This is a genomic window from Butyrivibrio sp. VCD2006 (assembly GCF_000423925.1).
GTDB lineage: Bacteria > Bacillota > Clostridia > Lachnospirales > Lachnospiraceae > Butyrivibrio.
Genome location: NZ_AUIX01000002.1, coordinates 1 through 21,730, shown reverse-complemented (window position 1 = coordinate 21,730; position 21,730 = coordinate 1). Strand labels below are relative to the sequence as shown.

The 21,730-nt window shown below is 40.1% G+C and carries 17 protein-coding genes; 3 read left to right on the top strand and 14 right to left on the bottom strand.

Annotated features, from left to right (window positions below; genetic code table 11):
• Positions 1-25 precede the first annotated feature (25 nt).
• The 13 genes from G586_RS21385 to G586_RS0101625 form a co-directional block, all read right to left on the bottom strand.
• On the bottom strand, positions 26-1,501 hold the full coding sequence (locus tag G586_RS21385) for an aldo/keto reductase (protein WP_051204392.1): 1,476 nt from the start codon (positions 1,499-1,501) through the stop codon (positions 26-28).
• 95 nt (positions 1,502-1,596) lie between these two features.
• Positions 1,597-3,189: a glycosyltransferase gene (locus tag G586_RS24480; RefSeq protein WP_051204389.1), complete on the bottom strand. Its 1,593-nt coding sequence runs from the start codon at positions 3,187-3,189 to the stop codon at positions 1,597-1,599.
• A 21-nt stretch (positions 3,190-3,210) separates the two neighbouring features.
• Positions 3,211-4,800, bottom strand: coding sequence for a glycosyltransferase (locus G586_RS24475; RefSeq protein ID WP_051204387.1), 1,590 nt, complete (start codon positions 4,798-4,800; stop codon positions 3,211-3,213).
• Between the two features lie 33 nt (positions 4,801-4,833).
• Positions 4,834-6,294 carry a radical SAM protein gene (locus G586_RS0101670; protein ID WP_026526294.1) on the bottom strand — a complete coding sequence of 487 codons (1,461 nt, stop codon included), beginning with the start codon at positions 6,292-6,294 and terminating at the stop codon, positions 4,834-4,836.
• Positions 6,295-6,308: 14 nt separating this feature from the next.
• Positions 6,309-7,574: a radical SAM protein gene (locus tag G586_RS0101665; protein ID WP_026526293.1), complete on the bottom strand. Its 1,266-nt coding sequence runs from the start codon at positions 7,572-7,574 to the stop codon at positions 6,309-6,311.
• A 36-nt stretch (positions 7,575-7,610) separates the two neighbouring features.
• Positions 7,611-8,702 carry a lactonase family protein gene (locus G586_RS0101660; RefSeq protein ID WP_026526292.1) on the bottom strand — a complete coding sequence of 364 codons (1,092 nt, stop codon included), beginning with the start codon at positions 8,700-8,702 and terminating at the stop codon, positions 7,611-7,613.
• 30 nt (positions 8,703-8,732) lie between these two features.
• Positions 8,733-9,710, bottom strand: a complete 978-nt coding sequence (locus G586_RS0101655) for a polysaccharide pyruvyl transferase family protein (RefSeq protein WP_026526291.1) — start codon at positions 9,708-9,710, stop codon at positions 8,733-8,735.
• Positions 9,703-10,095, bottom strand: coding sequence for a hypothetical protein (locus G586_RS0101650; RefSeq protein WP_026526290.1), 393 nt, complete (start codon positions 10,093-10,095; stop codon positions 9,703-9,705). Before G586_RS0101650 ends, G586_RS0101655 begins: the two co-directional genes overlap by 8 nt.
• A 42-nt stretch (positions 10,096-10,137) precedes the next feature.
• On the bottom strand, positions 10,138-11,340 hold the full coding sequence (locus G586_RS21370) for a class I SAM-dependent methyltransferase (protein ID WP_035772168.1): 1,203 nt from the start codon (positions 11,338-11,340) through the stop codon (positions 10,138-10,140).
• 63 nt (positions 11,341-11,403) lie between these two features.
• Positions 11,404-12,387, bottom strand: a complete 984-nt coding sequence (locus G586_RS21365; RefSeq protein WP_051204385.1) for an NAD-dependent epimerase/dehydratase family protein — start codon at positions 12,385-12,387, stop codon at positions 11,404-11,406.
• 137 nt (positions 12,388-12,524) lie between these two features.
• A complete protein-coding gene (locus G586_RS0101635) occupies positions 12,525-13,604 on the bottom strand; it encodes a radical SAM/SPASM domain-containing protein (RefSeq protein WP_026526289.1) in 1,080 nt (359 codons plus the stop codon).
• Between the two features lie 76 nt (positions 13,605-13,680).
• A complete protein-coding gene (locus G586_RS21360) occupies positions 13,681-15,204 on the bottom strand; it encodes an N-acetylneuraminate synthase family protein (RefSeq protein ID WP_035772167.1) in 1,524 nt (507 codons plus the stop codon).
• A 128-nt stretch (positions 15,205-15,332) separates the two neighbouring features.
• Entirely contained in the window at positions 15,333-17,168 is a 1,836-nt protein-coding gene (locus tag G586_RS0101625; protein ID WP_026526288.1) for a thiamine pyrophosphate-binding protein, read from the bottom strand.
• Positions 17,169-17,298: 130 nt separating this feature from the next.
• Between G586_RS0101625 and G586_RS0101620 the strand changes: the two genes are divergently transcribed.
• Positions 17,299-17,829, top strand: coding sequence for a QueT transporter family protein (locus G586_RS0101620; protein ID WP_026526287.1), 531 nt, complete (start codon positions 17,299-17,301; stop codon positions 17,827-17,829).
• 110 nt (positions 17,830-17,939) lie between these two features.
• Here G586_RS0101620 and G586_RS24470 read toward each other — a convergent pair whose 3' ends face one another.
• A complete protein-coding gene (locus tag G586_RS24470; RefSeq protein WP_051204384.1) occupies positions 17,940-19,082 on the bottom strand; it encodes a hypothetical protein in 1,143 nt (380 codons plus the stop codon).
• 329 nt (positions 19,083-19,411) lie between these two features.
• Here G586_RS24470 and G586_RS21350 point away from each other — a divergent pair, with 329 nt between their 5' ends.
• Together G586_RS21350 and G586_RS27455 are read left to right on the top strand one after the other, a co-directional pair.
• On the top strand, positions 19,412-21,394 hold the full coding sequence (locus tag G586_RS21350; protein WP_035772165.1) for a PilZ domain-containing protein: 1,983 nt from the start codon (positions 19,412-19,414) through the stop codon (positions 21,392-21,394).
• 90 nt (positions 21,395-21,484) lie between these two features.
• On the top strand, positions 21,485-21,730 hold a 246-nt coding region (locus G586_RS27455; RefSeq protein ID WP_196811527.1), incomplete at its 3' end, for a transposase zinc-binding domain-containing protein.

Below are 21,730 nucleotides of genomic sequence, written 5' to 3'. Positions count from 1 at the left end.
TCTCACCAATTGAGTTGATTCTTGTTTACAATAAATCCGGTTTTTTGTATTGTTCTCCGATAGTGTACTTAACAAAAGTCACACCCTTTCCTTCAAGATATTTAAGCCTGCCGGAAATCTCATCATAATATTTTTCACTGGCAATAATTAATCTGGTAATTCCTTTCTCTTCTATCTTATCTGCGCTATAAACCATATTCCCCGGTAATACCGCATCTGTTCCGACTACCTTGGGATTAGAGTCAAAAAAGAAAACATCAAAGTCGATGCTTCCATTCATCTCAACATAATTCCGCAACATTTCCTTTGCATACTGCCCTGCTGCATATATACCAATGGTCTCTCCATCACGATTACCAAAGCATCTCTCCAGTCCAGCTTTAATATTGCTTTGACGCCTTTCAATCATTTTGTTTATTAGCCCGATATTTTTCCTAATCTCTATGTGTTGGCTGCATTTCTTTTCGCACGCCCCACACCCAATACAGTCATATGTCTTATGCGGTACATCTTCCCAGCTTGCTATTTCCTCAAAAAAGTATCTAGGGTTGTTATCATGCAGAAGATAGCTGTTAAATGCAAACATGAGATGATGCGGCTCTATCCCCTTTGGGCATCCTCTACAGTACTTACATCCGTTACATATAGTATTGAGCTTTTCTCCTATTTTTAGCTTTATCCTTTCTATTCTATCTTTTGAAAAGACTTCTCTATTATCAACCGCAGCAATATTTCTCAGAAGCTCCTCTTCATTTGTCATTCCTGATAGAACAACACTAATACCTTCCTGAGAAGTACAAAAACGAAGTGCAGAATCCGTAACTTCATCTTCTTCGTTTTCCTTCAAAAAAGAAAAGTACTCTTGATTCTGCGGCACCACTCCGCCACCAAGCGGATTCATGATTCCTACTCCCAGTCCCTTTTCTTCTGCTGCAATCAACCCTTTTTCGCGGTATTTAAAATTTATCACGTTGTATCCCATCAATACGCCTTCAAAATATCCTGTAGATACAATCTTCTCAATATCCTCTCCGCTACAATGAGCCGAAAAACATATATGATCAATGAGTCCTTCTTCCTTTGCTTTCATTGCTCCTTCATACGGACCACCTTTCCTCGTATATGCATAAAACTGATCCATATCAAGAATTCTCCACATGTGATAGAAATTAATCTTTTCTACTCCCATTTTTTGGAGTGAACTATCAATTCTTCGCCTTACATCATCTGCATCGAAAAATGAATCATGAGTTTTAGTAGCTATAAAATGCTCATTTTTCATTCGCTTAAAGGCTTGTCCAATTATCTCCTCACATTTACCGTCACCATATGCATCCCATGTATCAAAATAATTTATTCCTAAATCATTTGCTTTCACTAAGAGATTACAAAGCTTTTCTCTTCCTTCTTCAGAGTTATAATCCTCCGGTCTGAATCTGGAAGTGCCAAAGCCTATGACAGAGACCTTTTTACCTGTTTTTCCATAGTCCTTATATATCATCAAAATAATCCCCGATTTACCAATAATACAAACTTTCTTATGCTATTGGCTCTATTTTCCAGCCATATTATGCCTTATTATATAAACATGAATAATCATTCTCTTAATAACACATCTAATATCATTTCACCCTCCCTTGATTCCCAAGCTTCTGATGAATGCCAAGGTTGGCATCCATGTCTATAGTCGACATCCGAAAAACACAAGCCCTCTGCATGCGGTTTTATTATTCTTGCCTTTTTTAAAGACTTTTCCAAAAAAGAATAATATCCGGATAATATAGTATTAATCTCTCTAATTCTATTCTTGTCTTCAAAAAATGTTTCCGGTCCAAATTCTCCCTTGTTTTCCATTAGATAATTTTCAACAATAATAATTTTCCTCCCATCAAAATTATCATCAATCAAATTAACCAATTCTTTACAAGTTTTTTCAAATGCTTTTTTTACAGAAAGTTCACCCCTGCTCATACATCTCCATGATTCATCTATTTCTAATTGTCCTTCACATACTGCTTCACTTCTAGTAATCCAACATTTTCCATTAGTTAACAGGTCATTACGCTCCTCTAACAAATCTATTATCAGATAATCATTTTCACCGTCCTTAATTTGATTCACAAAATCCCTACCAAATTCTTTGTATACCATCTCTTTTCGATAAGAGTTATTAGTGTCAAAACTAATATTTAATTGTTCTTTCTGTATTGCTGAAATAATACTTTCAAACTGGAAGTGTCTTATTTGCATGGCATTTAGCATTATTGATTGAACTGAACTCCGTAAAGTATAGCTGCCAAAAACCAAGTACTTTCCTGTAACCACAGGAAACAACTCCGGATACAATTCATCACAAATTGACTTGTATATCTTTGTCAACTCAGCTTCTCGAATCCGATCTCTTTCTCTTGGAAAAGTATATTTTATATGAGTAAGAAATGATTTAGCCAATATGTCCTTAAATTCCTTATATCTGTTTATCTTTTCAAACTCGCCCTTCATATTGTATGGTGTATCAATAAGATGTTTATCACCAGTTCCGTGAGTCTTAGCTGCACTGACTAATACCCCTTTGTCATAGTTATAAAATACCTCCGGTAGCTGATACACACTTTCTGCTGCCGCATAACAGAGTTGCATAAATCCAATATCCTCAGATGTTCTCCATTCAGGATATTTAATATTATTATTTCTGATTATGTCCATTTTACATGCTCTGGTTCCGATAGATATATCTCTCTGCATCAAATAATAAATATCGTCTTTTCTATCCTTATTAACAAGTAATGATCGCTTATTAATCCTAGATGTTCCATGGTACCATTCCCGCATAAAAAAATTCACAATATCCGGTTTACACTTTTTTATCACAAAGGCACATTTTGAAAGACAATTACTTTCATACCAATCATCCGAATCCAGAAATAATACATATTCACCTGTTACATTTTCAAGTCCAACATTCCTTGCTGCTCCAGGTCCTTCATTCTCTTTAGCTATTACATGTATTCTATGGTTCTCATCCTCATGCTCATATTGCTTACATTTTTTCAGGGATGAGTCAGTTGATCCATCATCGACAATTATCAATTCCCAATCATCAAAATCCTGACCAAGTATGCTATTTACACTTCTATCTATATAATTTTCTCTATTGTAAACAGGAATAATAATTGAAAATAACGGCATATCTCCACCATCATGTATTCATCACACATTTTCAAAAATCAAGTAGCCCATATACGACTCCCAAGATTCACAAGAATGAGCTGGAACACATCCATGTTTATACCCTATATCAGAAAAGCAATCCCCCATTTCATGTGGTCTGATTACTTTGATATTAGGAAGTTTATTCTCAAAATGTTCATAACATCTCTTTAATTTTTTATTAATTTGCCTTATCTCTCGCTGATTATCAAAGCATTCTTCCTGTCCCCATTCGCCTTTATATTCCATGAGGTAATTCTCGACAAGAATTACTCTGTCAATCGTCTGTGTCTTATTTATAAAATCGATCAACAAATTACAGCTATCCAGAAATTGAACAAAAACATTCTTATCAAACGTTGATAATTCTATTATTTCTGAATCCAACGATGAATTCCCCTCATTCCAGGCATCACTATTCGTCAACCAGTAATTCCCGATCCTTATCATTCCATACCGTTCTTCTAAAAAATCAATCACCAGATAATCATAATTACATCTAGCTAATTCTTCCCTGAAGCACCCCGATAGTTCCCTTTTTATCATTTCATTTCTGTAGTTATTATCGGACCAGAAAGGAATCTCTCTCTTTCCATCTTGCATAGCAGATATAACACTCTGAAATTGATAATGACTTACACTCCGATTATCTATAACAATTGACTGTACTGCACTTCTTAGTGTATAACTTCCAAACACAAGATATCTTCTCACTACTTTTTCATATATTCCAGGGAACAACCTCTGGGTTTCCCCCTTGAATAACATATTTAATTTGTCAGTAATAATCTCATCATTTTGAGCCATCATAAGACCATGCTTCACTTCTGTCATAAAATATTTAGCAAGACCATTCCTAAATCTTCCTATGCAATTCATTTCCTCAAACTTGGAATATATAGTAACTGGAATTGAAAAGAGGTTTTCTATCCCGTTCAATCCTTGTTTAGTAGCACTTAACGGTGTCTTCTTATCATAATTATAAAAAGCCTTCTTTATCTGAATTACCGAAGAACAAACAGCATAGCAAAGAAGCATAAAGCAAACATCTTCTGCTGTAGTCCATTCCGGAAATCTAACCCTGTTTTCTTCAATAATACTTCTTTTACACGCTCTCGTTCCTACCGATATATCCCTCGACATAAGATATGCTTGCCTATCAATATCCGAAAAGCTCCAAGGCATTAGAGCACGTTTATTAATCCTCACTTCTCTCTCAGTATGTTCCCTCATAAAAAATGTAATCAAATCCGGATTGCTATCTCTAATAACATCAGCACATTCTTTGAGACAATTCAGTTCATACCAATCATCCGAGTCTAAAAACAGCACATACTCCCCACTGGCAACATTAAGTCCACAATTCCTAGCTGCACCAGGGCCTCTATTATCCTCATGTAATACACGAATTCGGTTATCTCTCTTGGAATAAATATCACATAATTCAGCCGATGAATCTGTTGATCCATCATCTACCAGTATCAATTCCCAATCATCGTATGTCTGGCATATAACACTTTCTACTGCTCTATCTATATACTGCTCCCGATTATAAACAGGAATAACTATTGAAAACAAAGGCCGTTTCATTTGAGGAACCTCAATATAGCAATAAACAAATTATCAAAAAATCTCGAGTACAATGCTTTGAATACTCTCATTCCCATAGCTTGGCGTATATTCCAATACTCCATCCTTAATTGAAATACTCTTTCTGTATCCTACTTTGACTTTCTGTCCGTACCTATTAGATACTTTCCCGTCTTTATATATTTCAATTTCTCTGACTACTGCATTTTCCAAATCCAGATTCTTTAGCAGTAGTTTCTCTCCCTTAGCAATCAGAATGCCTTCATGTGAGATATTATCATCATCATAAGCATATGCAAGATGAAGCCCCACCTTCCCTCCATGGTATTGTTCAATAAATCTATTGATTATCTCTCTATCGTCGTATGGTTCAAATTCATTATAATTAACTTCAACATTTTTCTTTACTTTCGATAAAATATCCCCTTGAAAAGTTATAAACGTATTTGATTCTTCAGCTTTCCTTTTTACTTTCTGCATAATGTCAAATACCTGAGTTTGGACATCATAAGATAGCTCTGAAATAGGCCTTACTAATCCTTCTTTTTCCGCTAACGTATTTGACCGTTTCTCATAGTTTCCAACAAAAACACCAATTCCTCTGCTAAATGCATATTCACATATGTCCTCTAAGCTTTGCCATGTCCTGTCGGACAGTACTGTATGAAATGATATCGATGGCCCTTTTATTCCTAATTCTTTCACTTTTGCTTGTATTTTTTCAACATTCTCAAGAAGCAGCTCCAATTTTCCATTTCTTCTTAGCTCTGCATAGATTCCCTGATTCATTGAATCAATACTAACATCAAGCTCGTTATACTTCGCCAATAGTGTAATCTCATCATCACTAAATTTTCTGTTTAAGTTTGTCGTCATTGCCAGATATAAATCAGGATAATTTCTACGGAATTCAGAAATTAATTCATACCAATATGGATAAAGCGTTGCCTCCCCCTCTACACATGTAGACAGTTTATCTATTCCTTGTTTGGCAAATAATTCTAATGTCATTCTTGCATATTCATAGGGGAATTCCATCTTATAATAGGGATTAGTATTTTTTTGAGTTGACTGAACACAGTAAATACAGCTCAAATTGCATCTATTAGTGAAGCTGATTGCCATCCAATAATATGCATGAACCTTTGATAAGTCTTCGTTATCCACATCGATTCCTCTGTTTCTGGAGCATAGATACGCTTTTAATCGCTTTTCAAACTCAGTTGTAGTAATTCTCTCATCTGCCACAAAAAAACAATTCCTACACATAGGGCGCAAATTTCCCGTCATCAGTCCTTTCCGCATCATTTGCAGACCTATGCTATCAAATGGTTCTTCATTTTTATCTTCCTTCTGGCAGTAATCTATCAGGAAGTCACCTTGCTCTATGTCTGGTGAAACTGCACAGCATTGCATCATGCCTCCTGCATGGACCTGCATAAATCCCCAGGGTAAAATGCAAAATCTTGTTAGTTTCTCTTCTGGATAACTCATACATTATCTCCCAATCAACTTCCGACCGGAATTATATCAACTCCAGTGTTTTCAAAATTACAATAGTCACATGCATCTATGTAATCCAACATACAAATATGATAAAGTTTATTCCATATTTGTTCAGGCGTATCCTTTTCATCAAGTAGTACGTAATCTTTATCCGACTCAAAAATATCAAGATTTGCCATTCTAAAGGATGGCATGCACGCATAAAGTCTTTTCCCAATGTATGCTTTACTGCATAATTTGTTTCTACATCTAAGAAACTCATAGCGAATCATATCTCTACTGTCACTTCTTTTTTTTATATTATTTACTTTCAGATCCTTCCATACAAAATCCCTTATAACCACATGATTAATCCCATAACTCCTTAGTGCATTAAGTACATTATTACTTTTTTCCTCTATCCCGTAATCACTTATCGCTATCCAGAACTTAGGATGTTGCATCAATTTAAGTAATGAGTGTTTCGGCATAATAGTACCATTACTTATCAATAACACAGTGGCAATCTTTGGATTCTTCAAACTATACTCTAGAAGTGCATCCAATTCTTTGTATAAAAGTCCCTCTCCATCTGTTAAGTCCAAACTCATACATAAATCCACACCAGATAGCAATAGTTCTAAATCTCCTATAATATCTTTTGCCGGAATATAATATGGTTTCTTAACTTGTGGTATCATATCGCAACATTGACTACAATGAAGCGAGCATATATTGGAGTGCATTACTGTAACTCTTGGAATCACTCTGTAACCGTCTGCATATATTTTCTTCCGCATCTTAATCCTAAGAGCCTTCTTGGTTATCTCCGCAAATCCCGTTGTTCCAAGCCAAAAATCATATTGTAATAATGCTTCCTGTCTTATTCTAATCTCATATTTATCTTCAATGGTTCTTTCTTTATCAAGAGTTACACATGGCCAAGCATATACGTGAGCTTCGTTGAGTTCAGGCATTTCTTCAAGCTGCCTCATAATATCAAGATAATACCTTGACGTAATCAGCAGCACGTTGGTACCCCAATCAATTTTCTTCAGCTCACTTGGATTCTGTATAACAAAAGTTTTATTACAAATCGCATAATTTTCACCATGCTTCTTTTCTGAATTATCCACCATCAAATCCACGAACTCCGAAATGTCTATCTCAAAATCAAGAAGCAAATCTTTCCAAACTTCCTGTGGCTGAAAAGATGCACCAAACAATACAAGGCGATTTTGCTCTAACTCTTTTACAAATTCTTTTCTTCCAGCATGAATGAACTGCATTTATCCTCCTATAATACATAATCACATTACCTAAGCTTATCGCAAAACCATTGTTACGAACGATGCATTCGGAACACTAAACGAACCTCCCATAGTGATAAGACATCCAGTCTGCCTATCCCTTGAAAAAATCGAAATGTTTCCATCTAGTTGATTTGCCACCAATAGATATCTATCATCGTCAGAGATACAAAAATGTCGTGGCCATTTTCCGCCTGAATCACATCTGTCAATAAACTCCAATTCTCCCGTTAAAGCGTTAATTCCAAATATTGCTATTGTATTCTCTCCACGATTTGCGACATATAAAAATCTGTCATCATTGCATATTCGAATCTCTGATGGATAATTCTCATCAATTGTATGTCCATCAATAAGACATATTCTTTGTTTTAGCTTCCAGCTTCTAGCATACGAATCAAACTCATAGACAAAAACATGTCCGCCAAGCTCTGTAACTATATACAGATATTTTCCATTTCCCCTTATCGCCAAATGTCTTGGTCCCTCTCCATCTGGAAGCGCTATCTGCATAGTATCTGGCGCTAATTTAACCGTTCCATCTCTATTCATTTCATATAAATACACCTTATCTAAACCAAGATCAGCTACATACATATATCTATCATTTAGCAGAAATCCACTCGAATGAATATGTGAACACTCCTGCCTGGTATCAGAATAATAACCAATTCCATCCCTTTGTATCTCATAACCTTGATTCATTACTTTTCCTTCATCTATTGGGCATATAACTAAATTACCCTTGTATTTTGGGCTATTACCATAGCACGCAGCTACAATATGCCTTTCATTTGAATCAAGCGACAAGTGACACATATATGTGCCTCCTGTGTGCATAAGATCATTTAATTCCAACCTACCATTTGATAAATCTCTTTTAAAAGAATAAATGGTGCTTTTATCTGGCAATTCACTAACTGCGTATAAATGCTTTTCCCCTAAGGCCAAGTACGAAGGATTTTTAACTATGTTGTATGATTCAACAAACTGGAGTTTTCTTTGTTCTCCATCAAATGAGAAAAGATAAATTCCAGGCGAATCTGAATCATTATATGATCCTACATAAATGAAATAATCATTGATAATAGTTACTGGCTCTCCCAATTATTATTCCTCACGCAAAAATTCAATCTATTATATTCCACTCACATTTTTGACCCAATTAACTTTAATTCCCCATTCATTTTTTAACGTATTTATTCTTTCCTCTCCGCCAAGACTCTCTGCACCATCTTTCATACGTTTCAATGAAAAACAATCTATTCCGTAAATGTGCGCTAGTATAACTCCATGGTAGGAATCCGTACAAACTGCCTTTGCATTTTTAATAAGAGAAATAAATTCAGCAGGACCTGCGTCGTCAATCGCGGTCATAAATCCATATTTCCCTTCAAAAAATAGCAAAGAAGGGATATAGTAAATTTTTGCTTTGTATTTCTCCGCAACTTTTCTAAATACCAACGAGTATGGTCTGATACTACCAAGGCAATAGCAAAGCACATACGGCTCTGAAATTTTGATTCTCTCTGACGATGCCTTATCCCATTCTTCTTTAGTAAGACAGAGTGTCGGATCTTTCACGATCTCAACATCTTTGTCTGTATATCGACTTAGTAAATCTTTCGAGATACGTTCCCGAACAGTTACCCTTTCAAAAGTATCAAGCTGTTTTCCAAGTTTTCTGCATATATGACGGTTTCTTGCTGTATCAAAAAAGAGCCCGCTTGCCGCATAAGACATTCGTCTCTGATCATCACGCCCAAACTTAAGCATCCAGATATCATCAATTGTTCCCGGATACCATATCTGATCACTTCCGCATATAAGAAGCTCACAATCAGAAGTAACCTTTTCAATTTCTTCTTTTGTATAGCACAACTCAGTTGTATTAATATTATCCCTGACAAAATCTCTGAAGCGCTTCACCCTCTCTGTCTCAGGTTCATCAACAGCCATTTTCTGGTAAAGCACTACACGAGTGTTGTAGCCTTCCTTCTCAAATATGTTTTGTACTGCATAACACTGGAGGATCTGTCCATAGTTTACCGGTCCATTATTATTACAAAAAGTTACTATGGCTGCATTTCCGGTATGTGCTTCTTTCTTATCCATACGCAACTACATCCTCCAACGAAACTATTGGTATATCTGTCTTTTGTTCAAGCAGCTTAACAATATCCCAATAGTATTGAACCGGTGTAACAATTATCAATTCTGTCTGGGGGAAGCTGTCACTGGAACTAGATAGTAATGGAAATTCAACCATTGACTGCTTCTCTTCTGTTACCGTCTGGTCAATAGCATAATCTATCTTTAATCCCGAATCTTCGAGATCGTCATAAAGTCTTAACCCTAAAGCACCTAATCCATAAATTGCGACATGAGAAATCTTGTTATCCGTAAAGAAGCTTCTTATGCTCCAGCCCATGTTTTTTTTAACAATCCAGGTATTCTCTATTAGTTTACTTTTTAATGCTCTATCTATTTCTTCCTGCATTATTCCTCCAAAAATAATTGAGAAGGTGCATATTGTTACATTTCATTTCTCCAGACCATCCTCCGACAGTACCACTGCCTCAATCCCCGGGTAATCTCTCTCCACAATTCCTTTAATCTCTACGGAGTAGCCCCCGCCCATAATTATCACTGCCTGAACTTCGCCGTCCTTTAATCTGTCAGGTGCAACGATTGGAATATGGGTTGCGGGTGTAAATTTATTCTGCTTAAAATCTGCCGAATCAACGACAAATTCTATGTCTTTTTCTAGTTCAAGTTGTGAGAGGTTGGCCAGAGCCTGATGGCCTGCTCCCCAGACTGCCAGCTTGTGGCCTTTAGCCTTCTGTTCATCTACGTAGGAATGGACTTCGCTCTTTACCTTCTCCTGCATATCGAGGAATGGCTGTACATCAAAACCTTTTCTTTTACGAACCTTAGCGGAGATGATGTAGTCGTACCAGATGCTCTCGCACTTAATCACCTCAAAGCCGCTGATACTAAGGAGATTGCACAATGTTCCTTCCGTAAAATACGAAAGGTGATCCTGGATGAACTCTGAATACAACGACTTTTGAAGCATCATATCGAAGTTGGGAACTTCAACTATTCCCACGCCGTCATCCGTGAGGTTGTTAGCTATCCCCTTAAGGAATGAAGAAGGCTCAGGAATATGTTCAAGAAAGTTCATAATATAGAAGCCATCATACAATCTGTTATTTCTTACAGCCTCATCATAGTCACCATCTGAATCCTGCGCATCTTCGCCATAGCTTCCGATTACTGAATCCTCATCCTCGATAAAGCCTTCAATAACTCTGTGTCCCTGCTGCCTTGCATATACCACCGATTCATTTAGATGTTCAAGTCCAAAAACCTCTGCTCCGGTGGTCTCCATCATGTTCATGTACTCACCTTTACCACAGCCGATTTCTATGACCTTTTTCCCTTCAAGGCGGTTCTCTCTAACCCACTCTGCATACTGTTTTCTTCGAAACTCTGTCATTTCTTTGGAAACACCGGTCGCCCTTATTACATCTCTATAATAGGAAACAGGTTCTCCCACTGCCTGTACCAGTCCGCAGCATGGACATTGCTTTAAGATGATATCGACACCTTTTTCTTCACTGACAGTATCTTTATCCGGGAAAAACTGCGCACTTTTAGGCATGTTTCTGTATGTCAAAAAATCTTTTGAAGGTAATCTGCTGCCGCAAAGGCGGCATCTGTTTTCAGGATTCTCATTCATATCAGTACTTTCCCAAACTCCGGTGTTCTTCAATACACTTTAGTTGTGCTAATAAGTCTGGCCCTACACTTTCCCACCGTAAAAATCGCTGTTCTCAACGTTACCTACATAGTCTTCATTAGTATCAAGGCACCACTTTTTAATCTCTTCTATCCCATCCCTGAAGGAATAATCCGTTTTGAATCCGCAAGTAAGCACAAGCTTTGATATATCAGCTCGCATCTCTGCAGGCTTTGCGGCTGTAGGGATCTCACCTAAAACCACTTCCACATCAGGATTGACAACCTCATGAATTATCTTTATATATTCTTTAAGCGGTGCTTCTTTTTCTCCTGCAACGTTATATATTTCACCGTTTTTTCCACTCTCGGAAAGTAAGTAAAGAGCCTTCGCCGCATCAAAGGAATACAGGTAATTCCATCTCTGCTCCCCCTTTGAATACTCTGGCCGTTCTCCTTTTAGGAGCTTTAAAATAGCGGTATTTATCATGCTGTTTGTCCCATCATAGGGACCATATATGCTAAATAGTCTGGCGCAGATGTGCTTTACTCCATTTTCCCTGCACATGATCCTGGTCATGTTTTCAGCGCACAGCTTGGCATTTCCATAGCCATTTACAGGTCTTGGTGACATGGTCTCCTTTATAGGCTCATCGGATATTCCATACTCCGCCTGTGACCCTGTCATCATGAAAACAGGACACCCAATCTCAGCGCATAGTCTTGCGGCATCCACTGTGTATACAATGTTTCTGGACTGCAGCTCCATATTGTCGCGACTTCCCTTTTTATCGGAGATGGTGGATCCCTCCCATGCAAGGTGGAAGAACACATCTATGCGGCCATAAGCTTTCAGTTCATCTCCAATGCTTCCTATGTCCATAAGATTGCAATATACCTTGTGGAGCCGGAGGTCATCCGGGAGATACTTTTCACGAAAAGAACCCGGTCGGACAATCGCGATGACTTCTATATTCTGTTTTAGCAGGTATCTTACGAGCGCAACTCCTGTGACACCGGTTGCGCCTGTAACCAGAGCTTTTGTCATAACCCCTCATCCGTCAGCTTCGCTGACACCGTCTTCGCTCCGCTTCGGTCCGCGCAGAACCGACGTTCCCCGGACGTCGTGCGCCCCCTAGGGGAAGGCTTTAATTAATTTACTCCATGGGAAGGCTTATAATTCCATTACAATTTCCAATACGGGTGCTGTGTCCAGTCCTCTTCTCCGAATACTTTCTCATAGGGAACAGGGACAGGCTGACCATAGATTTTGTCAGCCACATATTTCTTGACCCATGGTACATCCTGAGCCAGGAAGCACTCGTCATAATGCTCTCCGAAATATTTAATTCTCATTCCGTTCTCAATTATGTCCTTGAACGGCGTATCAAGAATGTTGCCTATTGAACAATGGAAATACGGGCAGGGCTGCACATCTCCGTACTGCGTAACGGAAACGAACCCTTTTACTCCGATACATCCCATATGAAGTCCATACCCTGGAGTAAGGTGTGTGCACAATCTGTATTTCTTTTCAAGCTCGCGCTCAAACTCAAGGTCCTTTTGATCTATCATGCTCTCAAAGTGTCCTTCATAAGCCCCGATCGGCTTTGCAAAGGTTATGAAAACCATAAGATCCATGTCGTTATAGAACTTTACAAAATCAAGAAATTCCTGAGAATGAAGTCTCTCCTTAGTGACAACGGTCTGGATGTACAAGGGGAGTCCAATCCTTTTGCACTCCTTGATTCCATCCATTGCTCTTTGCCACGCTCCGGGCTTTCTTCTGAACGCATCGTGTTCCTCGGGATTAAGGCTGTCAATTGACAGCTGTATGCGATCAATGCCGATTTTCTTCATATGCTCTGCCTTTTCGGCAAGGAGATAACCATTAGAATCGCTATTAATGAAAAACCTTTCCGGACCTATGGCTTCAACCACCTCGTCTAAATCCGGAAAAGTTGTAGGTTCTCCGCCGCTGATTACAAACCTTGCAAGTCCCATCTCATCAGCCTGGTCTGCAAGCTTCTTAACATCAGCAGGAGTAATATTTCTTTTTCCTGCGGCATTTTTCTGATATGCCTCTATCGAGCAATGTTCACAGAGCATATTACACATGTATCTGTACTGAAGCTGGATAATGGCTATGCTCTCTCCCCTGTTATATTTTTCCGTGAATTTGGAGACCTTTTCAAAAACCCTTGGTTTTGTCTCTTTAAGATAATTTCTTCCTGCCTGCTCATTAGCAGATAATTTTTCAGCCATGCCCCCAACCTCTTACGATTACTCTGTCAAAAAACATGTCACGATGCCATCTATCTTAAGAAATCTGATACCTCCATCATTTTCCGTTGATAGTCCTCAAAATTTCTTCGGTCAGATGCACCTTGGTTTTCCTAGGTCTTATGAAGTTCTTCGTATCATCATAGAAGGAGTCGTTTAGGTAATGTGTTGAAGAAATCTCTTCAAACACACAGCCATCCTTTGATGTAAAGCTATGCCTAACGTTTCTCTCAACTGTCATCAGATCGCCCTTGTTAAGGGTTCTGGTCTCACCATCAAGGGTGATTTCCAGTGTTCCGTGAAGAATAACGAAGGTTTCCTCTTTTTTCACATGATAATGCACCGGATGATCCTGTCCCGGGAGAACCACAAGAATCTTCTTGCAGTATTCTCTGTTTATACAATCAATGATGGTAACTCCAATTTCTTTAAACTTATCAATTCCGTAGTGGTGCGATATCTCGCAGGTTGAGCCGATTGGCACTACAACGTTGCTCTCAGTGAGGAGACCAATAACATCGCGAAGAATTTCAGGAATCTCCTGCTTTACATCCTTTATCTCCACATCGGTTTTCATGATCGGCGCATCCGCCTCTTCAATCTCTCCAAGCGTTCTGATAATGTTATACTTGGACAGATCCTTGGCTACAAGCTGCCCGGGCACACAAGGAAAAGCTAAGTAATAGTCATTTGGTCCTATTACCTTGCCCTTTGGAAGACCTTCTTTTGCAAAAACACCTCGGCGAAGCGCAGCCAGATCATCCTGTTCCTTCTTGGTTGAATGATATCTCTCATCCTCAGCTCCGCATGTCTCATAGGCAAGCCTTGCAGCTTCAAGCCAATCCCTCACCTGTGAAGGATTAGCAGAATAACCGTTTAATTCAATTGTATCTGTAGGAACTCCGACGTGTTTTTCAAAAATCTCCGCACCCTTGGAAACTGCCAGCTTTATCGGCAGTGTGTTATCAGGCGCTTCATGTGTCGAAAATCCCACTCTGATTTCAGGGAATAATTTCTTATAAAAATCGATCTGATTAAGTTCAAGATGCTCATTGGGTGTCGGATATTCTGCGACACAATGCATGAGCGAAAAGTTTATGTTTCTGTTGATGAAAAAGCTCACAACCATACGAACGTCTTCTAAGTCGCTGCCGGCTCCTGACGCTATTACGGGCATTTTCTTTTCTGCAATTTTTTCAAGAAGAGGCCAATCAGTAAAAGAGCAGCTGGCTATCTTGATATAGTCAAAGCCCTGCTCGGCTATTCTATCCACAGATATTTCATCGAAGGGCGTACATATAGCCTTAAAGCCATTGTCACGAACCTCCTGATAAAGCTCCGCGAACTGCTCCTGCGAAAGTCTTGTTCCTTTAAATCTCTTGATATTCTTGATATCATCCCTGTCCTTATACGCAGGATGAATAAAGGTATCCAAATCCCTGTACTGGAATTTGAACCCGAAATCAAACTCAGGAAAGTCCTTTGTAACTGCCGCTATTTCGCGTATGATACGTTTTCCGTGATCAACGCTTCCCTGATGATTGTTAGCCATCTCAAATACAAAAAGTGGTCTGTTTTTCATGGCACTGCCCCTCATAAATACTGCCAGCAAACTGATCTATTGGTTATACAGGTTAGCAAAACTAACGAGTATAAATTCTTTTACTTCTTATATATATCGGCATGTTTCTGTCTGTTCTTGAGAAGAGATTATAATAGGCTTTCAATCTCCTTCATTTCATCCTCTGAAAGGAAGGGGAACGGATTCTCTAAAACAGCAGACACTCTTTTTCCGTTTTCATCAAGGCTTGATATACATTTGGGAATTTCATCGTAAAGGATGGAACCGAAAAACTCGCAGACAACGGGCCCGTCAGTCTCCATGACTTTATCCAGCACCTCATCGATTTCACTATTCTCCGATACTCTGAAGTAGTCTATGCCATAGGCCTCCGACAGCTTCTTAAGATTCGGCATTGAGACCCCGCTGTCCTCGTCGCACCCCACATGAAAACCGTCAAAATTGCGGTCCTGCATGGTTGATATAGCAGCGTATCCCACATTATGAAAAATGAAAATCTTGGCATTCATCTTATGATGAACTATGGTCTGAAACTCCTGGATATTGAGCTGCAGACTGCCATCCCCCTCTATGCATATCACCCTTTTTTCACCAGATGCAAAATAAGCGCCCACAACTGAAGGAAGCGCAAATCCCATTGAGCCATAGGCCATTGAAGAAATAGCCTTCTGACCCTTTTTATGCTTAAAGGCCATATGCCCTGCAGTATTGCATCTGCTGGTGGATGATATTACTATTGTATCACTTTTTGTACATTTTTCCGACAACTTTATAGAAAATTCATACAAATCAACGCCCGGAAGCTCTTTTATCTGTTTTTCTTCAAGAATAGGAAATCTATTCTTCATATCATTACAAAAAGCGAGCCATTTTGTGTAGTCAGAGACAGTATCAAGTTCCTTATCAAGGGCCTTCAGAAAATCCTCCACCCTTGCAACAACCTTGACCTTATCGGGCATATCAAGCTTATCCATTTCATTTTCATCGATATCAACAAGGTACTTCTTTGCCCTGAAAGCAAAGTGATTTTCACTAAAGGCCGTGATCATGTTATCAAGTCTTGAACCCAGCACTATCAAAAGATCAGCACTCTGGTTAATGATATTGGAATATCTTGGTGCCTGAAGCCCCGGACTTCCAAAGAAATAGGGATCATCATAATCCATTACATCAAGGGCGCGCCAGGTTGCAATGACAGGAGCCTTTATCTTCTCATTCACTTTAAGAAAGAGCTCCTCTGCTCCATCAGCAACAAGGCCATGTCCAATTATAAAAAGTGGACGCTTATAGTTCTTAAGATCTGAAACAAGCTCGCAGGCAGCCTTTTTAACAGATGACTCATCTACATTCTTCCCTGTGATCATTATCACTTCTTTAGGCAGGATATTATCATCGTGAGAAACTTCTTCCATTTCTTCAGGTTTAAATCCATCAAGCTTTTCAGGATCTATTTCTGCGTTCTGAACATCAAGCGGAATGTCTATCCACACGGGTCCCTTTCTGCCATGGGTTGCAACATAGATTGCCTTCTCCATGTGGTATCTTATTTTCTCAGGTTCCATGACAGTAACTGCATACTTAGACACCGGCTTTGCCATGGCTACGATATCATTTTCCTGAGCGCCGAACTGTCTGACACCTCTAAGAGATGCAAAATCAGCTCTTTTTACCTGCCCTGATATGAAGATCATTGGTGTGGAATCCGTGAATGCTGCCCCCAGAGGTGTAAGAGCGTTGGTTCCGCCGGGCCCTGTTGTGATAAAGCAGACTCCCAACTTTCCATTTTTCATTCCATAAGCCTGTGCTGCTATTCCCGCAGCCTGCTCATGATGACAGCATACGTATTTGATATTGCTTCTGCCAAGGGCATCCACCAGATACATGATACCTCCGCCGCTTAGCATGAAAGCATGTTTTACGCCTTCGTTTTCAAGTGTTTTAATAACGTAATCCGCAAGTCTCATATTGCGTTCCCCCTTGACACGATCATATATTAAATATATTCTATTACACGCTACAATAATTACGAGTGTTAAATCCTTCCCACTCGGAAATGGTCAGTAGTAGACCTAATAAACCCTAAAGGAGAAAAAAATGTTCAATAAAGTTTCCAAAGAAATTCTATTCATTACCCAGGCCGGCATTATTGCTGCGCTCTATACTGTACTTACCGTTATGGTTGCTGCAGTAAATCTTGCAAGCGGAGCAATTCAATTCCGCGTTTCCGAAGCACTTTGCGTATTACCGTTTTTCACACCGGCCGCAATACCCGGAGTTGTTATTGGTTGTCTTATAAGTAATTTTATCACAGGAAGTGCCGTTCCGGATATTGTCTTCGGAACTCTTGCCACGGCTATCGGCGCAGTATTTTCCTATAAACTTAAGAATCACCGATTCCTTGTGACCATTCCTCCTGTAATTTCAAACGCACTTATAATTCCCTTTGTGCTTAAATTTGCTTACGGTATTCCCGGTTCAATTCCATTCTTTATGTTTACCGTTGGTGCAGGTGAAGTTCTTGCCTGTGTTGTTTTGGGATCAATCCTTATTACAGCACTTATCCCTGTAAGAAAGTACATTTTCCCTTTACCTGAATCTGAATTCCAGAGTTCAAAAACAGCGTGAGTAGTAACAAACAGGACACCCAGAGGAAGGGGGTGTCCTGTTTTATTTTATAGTTGGCTATGTATTAGATTTAGTATATTCAAGTTATTCTCCGCAGTCTCTTTTACGCATCACGCAAGCTTAGCAAGGTCTATCTGATGTACTGCTCCCGCTTCCCCTGTGGATTCCCGGAGGAATATTCCGCTGGACCTAAACTGTGCATTAACAGCAAAATCACTTCCCTGAGATGTGAATCTGGTCTCGGAATTCCCAAGATAAATTGCTCCTACATCAGCCTCCTTTAAGGTCATGAGAGTGTCCTTCCCATCCTCGCCTCTGCACCATACTCGAAGCTTTTCATAAATGGAATCGCTCTCATCTATCCAACTGTTACCGTCGCCGTCAAACTCCGAAAGTTCCTTGAATCCGTTGCCTGACCTTGCTCCAAATAGTTCTCTGCCGTCATTTATTATTCCATCACCGTTTCTGTCGTAGGCAAGGAAACCACTCCCGGGCGCAATACTTTTGATTTCATCCTCGGTTCCGTCGCAGTCAAGATCAAACGTAAAGGTTTGATCCGAAATCTCAGTAACTCCTTTTCCCACGTTGATGACAAGCGGATCGATCAGCGTCGCAGGTCTTATCTGAGTGATACCTATGGCCTCAGAAAACTGTCTGGTCATTGAAATATTCATACCAAAACTCAGCTCCCTTCCGTCCTCTGTTTTGGCTACTCCCTGCGCAGAAAATGCTGTATATTCTTCCTGAGTATGAACATAGGTCGTCGTCGAAACCGAGAGCCACTCATAAGATCCTGCAGTCAACTTATTACTGAGCCCCTTCATATAACTCTGAAGTCTTGAGCCTCTGCTGTCGTTTCCTGCTCCTCCATACAGGATCTGCATAAGGTTAAGGATCCTCTCCATCAGCTGCATCCTGATATTTTCAATCTCGGAAATTTTGGAATAAACAGGGCTCTCACCAGATATTGCAAAACCTCCGTCCGCATTATAATTAGTAAAAAGTGTCTCTTCTCCCTTCTTCTTTTCCGTGACTTTTCTGTTTTCATCTTCAGCGATTTTCTTATCAATTTCTCTTCCCGAATCCTCGCCGGACAAACCGCTCATCTGCGACGTCATTAGCATCTTCCTGAACTCCGATGCTGAGCTTACCATGGCCTGTCCCGATGTCGTTTCATTCTGTCTTGCAATCGCGTAACTTTCAGAATACCTCCTTTCAGAAACAAGGTTAACTGTGCTGCCTGTAATTCTCATAAGCAATCCCTCCATGCCTGGCATCCGTGCCGTTAACCAAATCATGCGCATAAAATTCATCTTATAAGAAAATCCCGGACATTTTCTTCAAAATGAAAAACCGGGCATACCTATCGGCCTGCCCGGTTAACTCATCAAAATGGCTCCGCCACTTTTGACTCAAATTATATATCGGATCAATTCATCTTTTCTTTAGATTACAAACCTTAGCTCTCTACGATTTTCACATCCCCGCTAAAGCAAAGAAAACAGCGTGATGATAACTAAAAGTCGCAATTGCGAAGTTTTTAGCACTGTTATAAAATATTTATATGAAAATAAGCGAAGTGATGAAAGATTCAAAAATAAAAATTCATGCAACCATCAATGGACACGGAATCCTTCTTATTACCAAGGCGGAAGTGGGTGTTCGTGATGGTCTTCTTGTGGACTCTCTCACCTACTTTGATGAAGATCTTACATTCTCTGAGCCCTCTAAGGTCGTAGCTGTCAACAAGAGAGACGGCAGATCCTATGAGTTTATGGCTACGAGAATCGGTCCTGTCGATACCCGCTATGGTAAGTTCCACCTCATCAGATGTACCGATGACGGACGTATCGTCAATCGCAGGCAGGCTGAGCGCTACGACATCGACAAACTTGGTGTCATCAGGATAGGTGACAACAAGGATATCCGCAATGCTCTTGTCTATGATATCTCCATGAAGGGCATCGCCTTTATCCTTGATTCCGATACCCCTGTAAAAAAGGGTGATCACATCATCGCTTCCTTTAGATATGATCCCAACTACTTCCATTTTTATGCATGTGAAGCAACAGTTGTCCGCATGTTCACATTGAACGGACAGCCTGCTATCGGATGTACCCTTGACGCTATGGGTGCTGATCTTGTCACGCTCATAAGCAGCAAGAAAAAGGAAAAGCTTGGACTTAACGTCGATGATATTCTCGGTATTTCCGATTCTCCCGATGAAAAAATCGCATCCGGAGATAAGATACCGGTTAATTATTCACCACAACTCACACCCACAGAAAAAATTGAGCGCGAGAAACCTGCTCACAGATGGGAGCTTGAAGAAAAGAAGCCTGTAAAGCCTTCTAATACCAGGTCTAAGCAGGCTGATACCGGGCGTAACTCTTCTAAGGAAAACACTTCATACCTTTCTACAGATATTATTGAGGAATATCCCGGACCTTACGATGAGAAGGAATACCTTTCACCGGATGATGATACTCAGTATCTCTCTCCGGAAGAAGCTGCCGACCTCATACCAGAGAGAAGCGCAGAGGATATCATACAGGCTAGAGCTGAGCGTGTGGCAGACGTAGATCCAATAGATGAACTGACTGACCTTCAGGACATCTCTTCAATCGTGTCCGCAGAAGATCTGGCTGAGCTCGCCTCCATAGAGGACAGAACTCCCCATAATGCCTCGGGAGTAAAGAGTGATATTGTATCCCCGCAGAAAGCAGCCGCCAAAAAGAAGGATGCATATTTGGACGAGCTGGATGCTATCGAGGACAGAACCCCAAGAACAAAGGGAAACGGAAAAATACCTGAAGCTGACTGGGAACCCGTAGCGCCAAGAAAACAGGTGAATTCACAGGCTTCGAAAAAATCAGCACGAAACACATATGCTGATCCATCAAGCCCCAATTATATAAATAACAGAAACAAGAAAGCTACACGCGAGGATCTTGAAGCCCTCACAGCTCTTGAGAATGCGCATTTCAATCCCTCACCCCGCACCAAGGAGAAGCTTGATTTTATCTCCTCTGTTGTAAGCGAGGATGCACTGGTAGCTTCCGTCAAGAAAAAATCCGGAGCAGCAAAGACAAAGCAGCCCAAAAAGTCCACTGCCCACGCTACACCGGCTCAGGTAAAGCGTACAAATGCTCCAGTTGCACCGTCAGAGCATCAGGCTAAATTTGTCGATGCATATCAGAGTTCCATGAGCAGCAGCCCTAAGCCCGCAAAAGCTGCTGCAAATCCAGCTAAGGCTTCCGGACGAAGATCATCTGATTTATACTCTGATGCCCTGGATGATCTGAATGCAGATATAAATGTCGACAGACCATCAAGAAGAAATACCGCCAAAGCTTCATCCAAGAACGCCAAAGAAACTTCAGCGCGTTCCAGAAGAAATAACTCATCCGGCGGATACTTCCCTGACGATTACGATGGCTACTTTAACCAGAACGGCAACTCCGTAGATGAGGGACTTTTCTCACAGCCACGCGATGACGGCTTCCTCACCCCCGAACAAATCGCCGACATAATTGAACTCGAACGAATAAGCAAGAATGAATAAAAAAAGTGCCTTCGGCACCTCAACTCCCCTGCCCCTCACTCATGAGGGGTTGGGGTTGTTTTTTGCCTTAAATTCTTCATAATGATATCTATGAAACGTAATACACTACAGGAATTGTTCCGAGATCACTATGAAGAAATTCAATATACGCTCCATCCTAGAAAGACTGAGATGGAAAACATTGATAAAATGATCAATTGTGGCGATCCGTCTTATGGCGGTGCCATGTATGGTTGTGCTGAATGTGGTACTCTCAAGTTCATTCCCTTCCGTTGTCATTCAAGGTTCTGTCCTACTTGTGGCGCTTTATATTCTCAAAAACGTGCCCAGGCTATG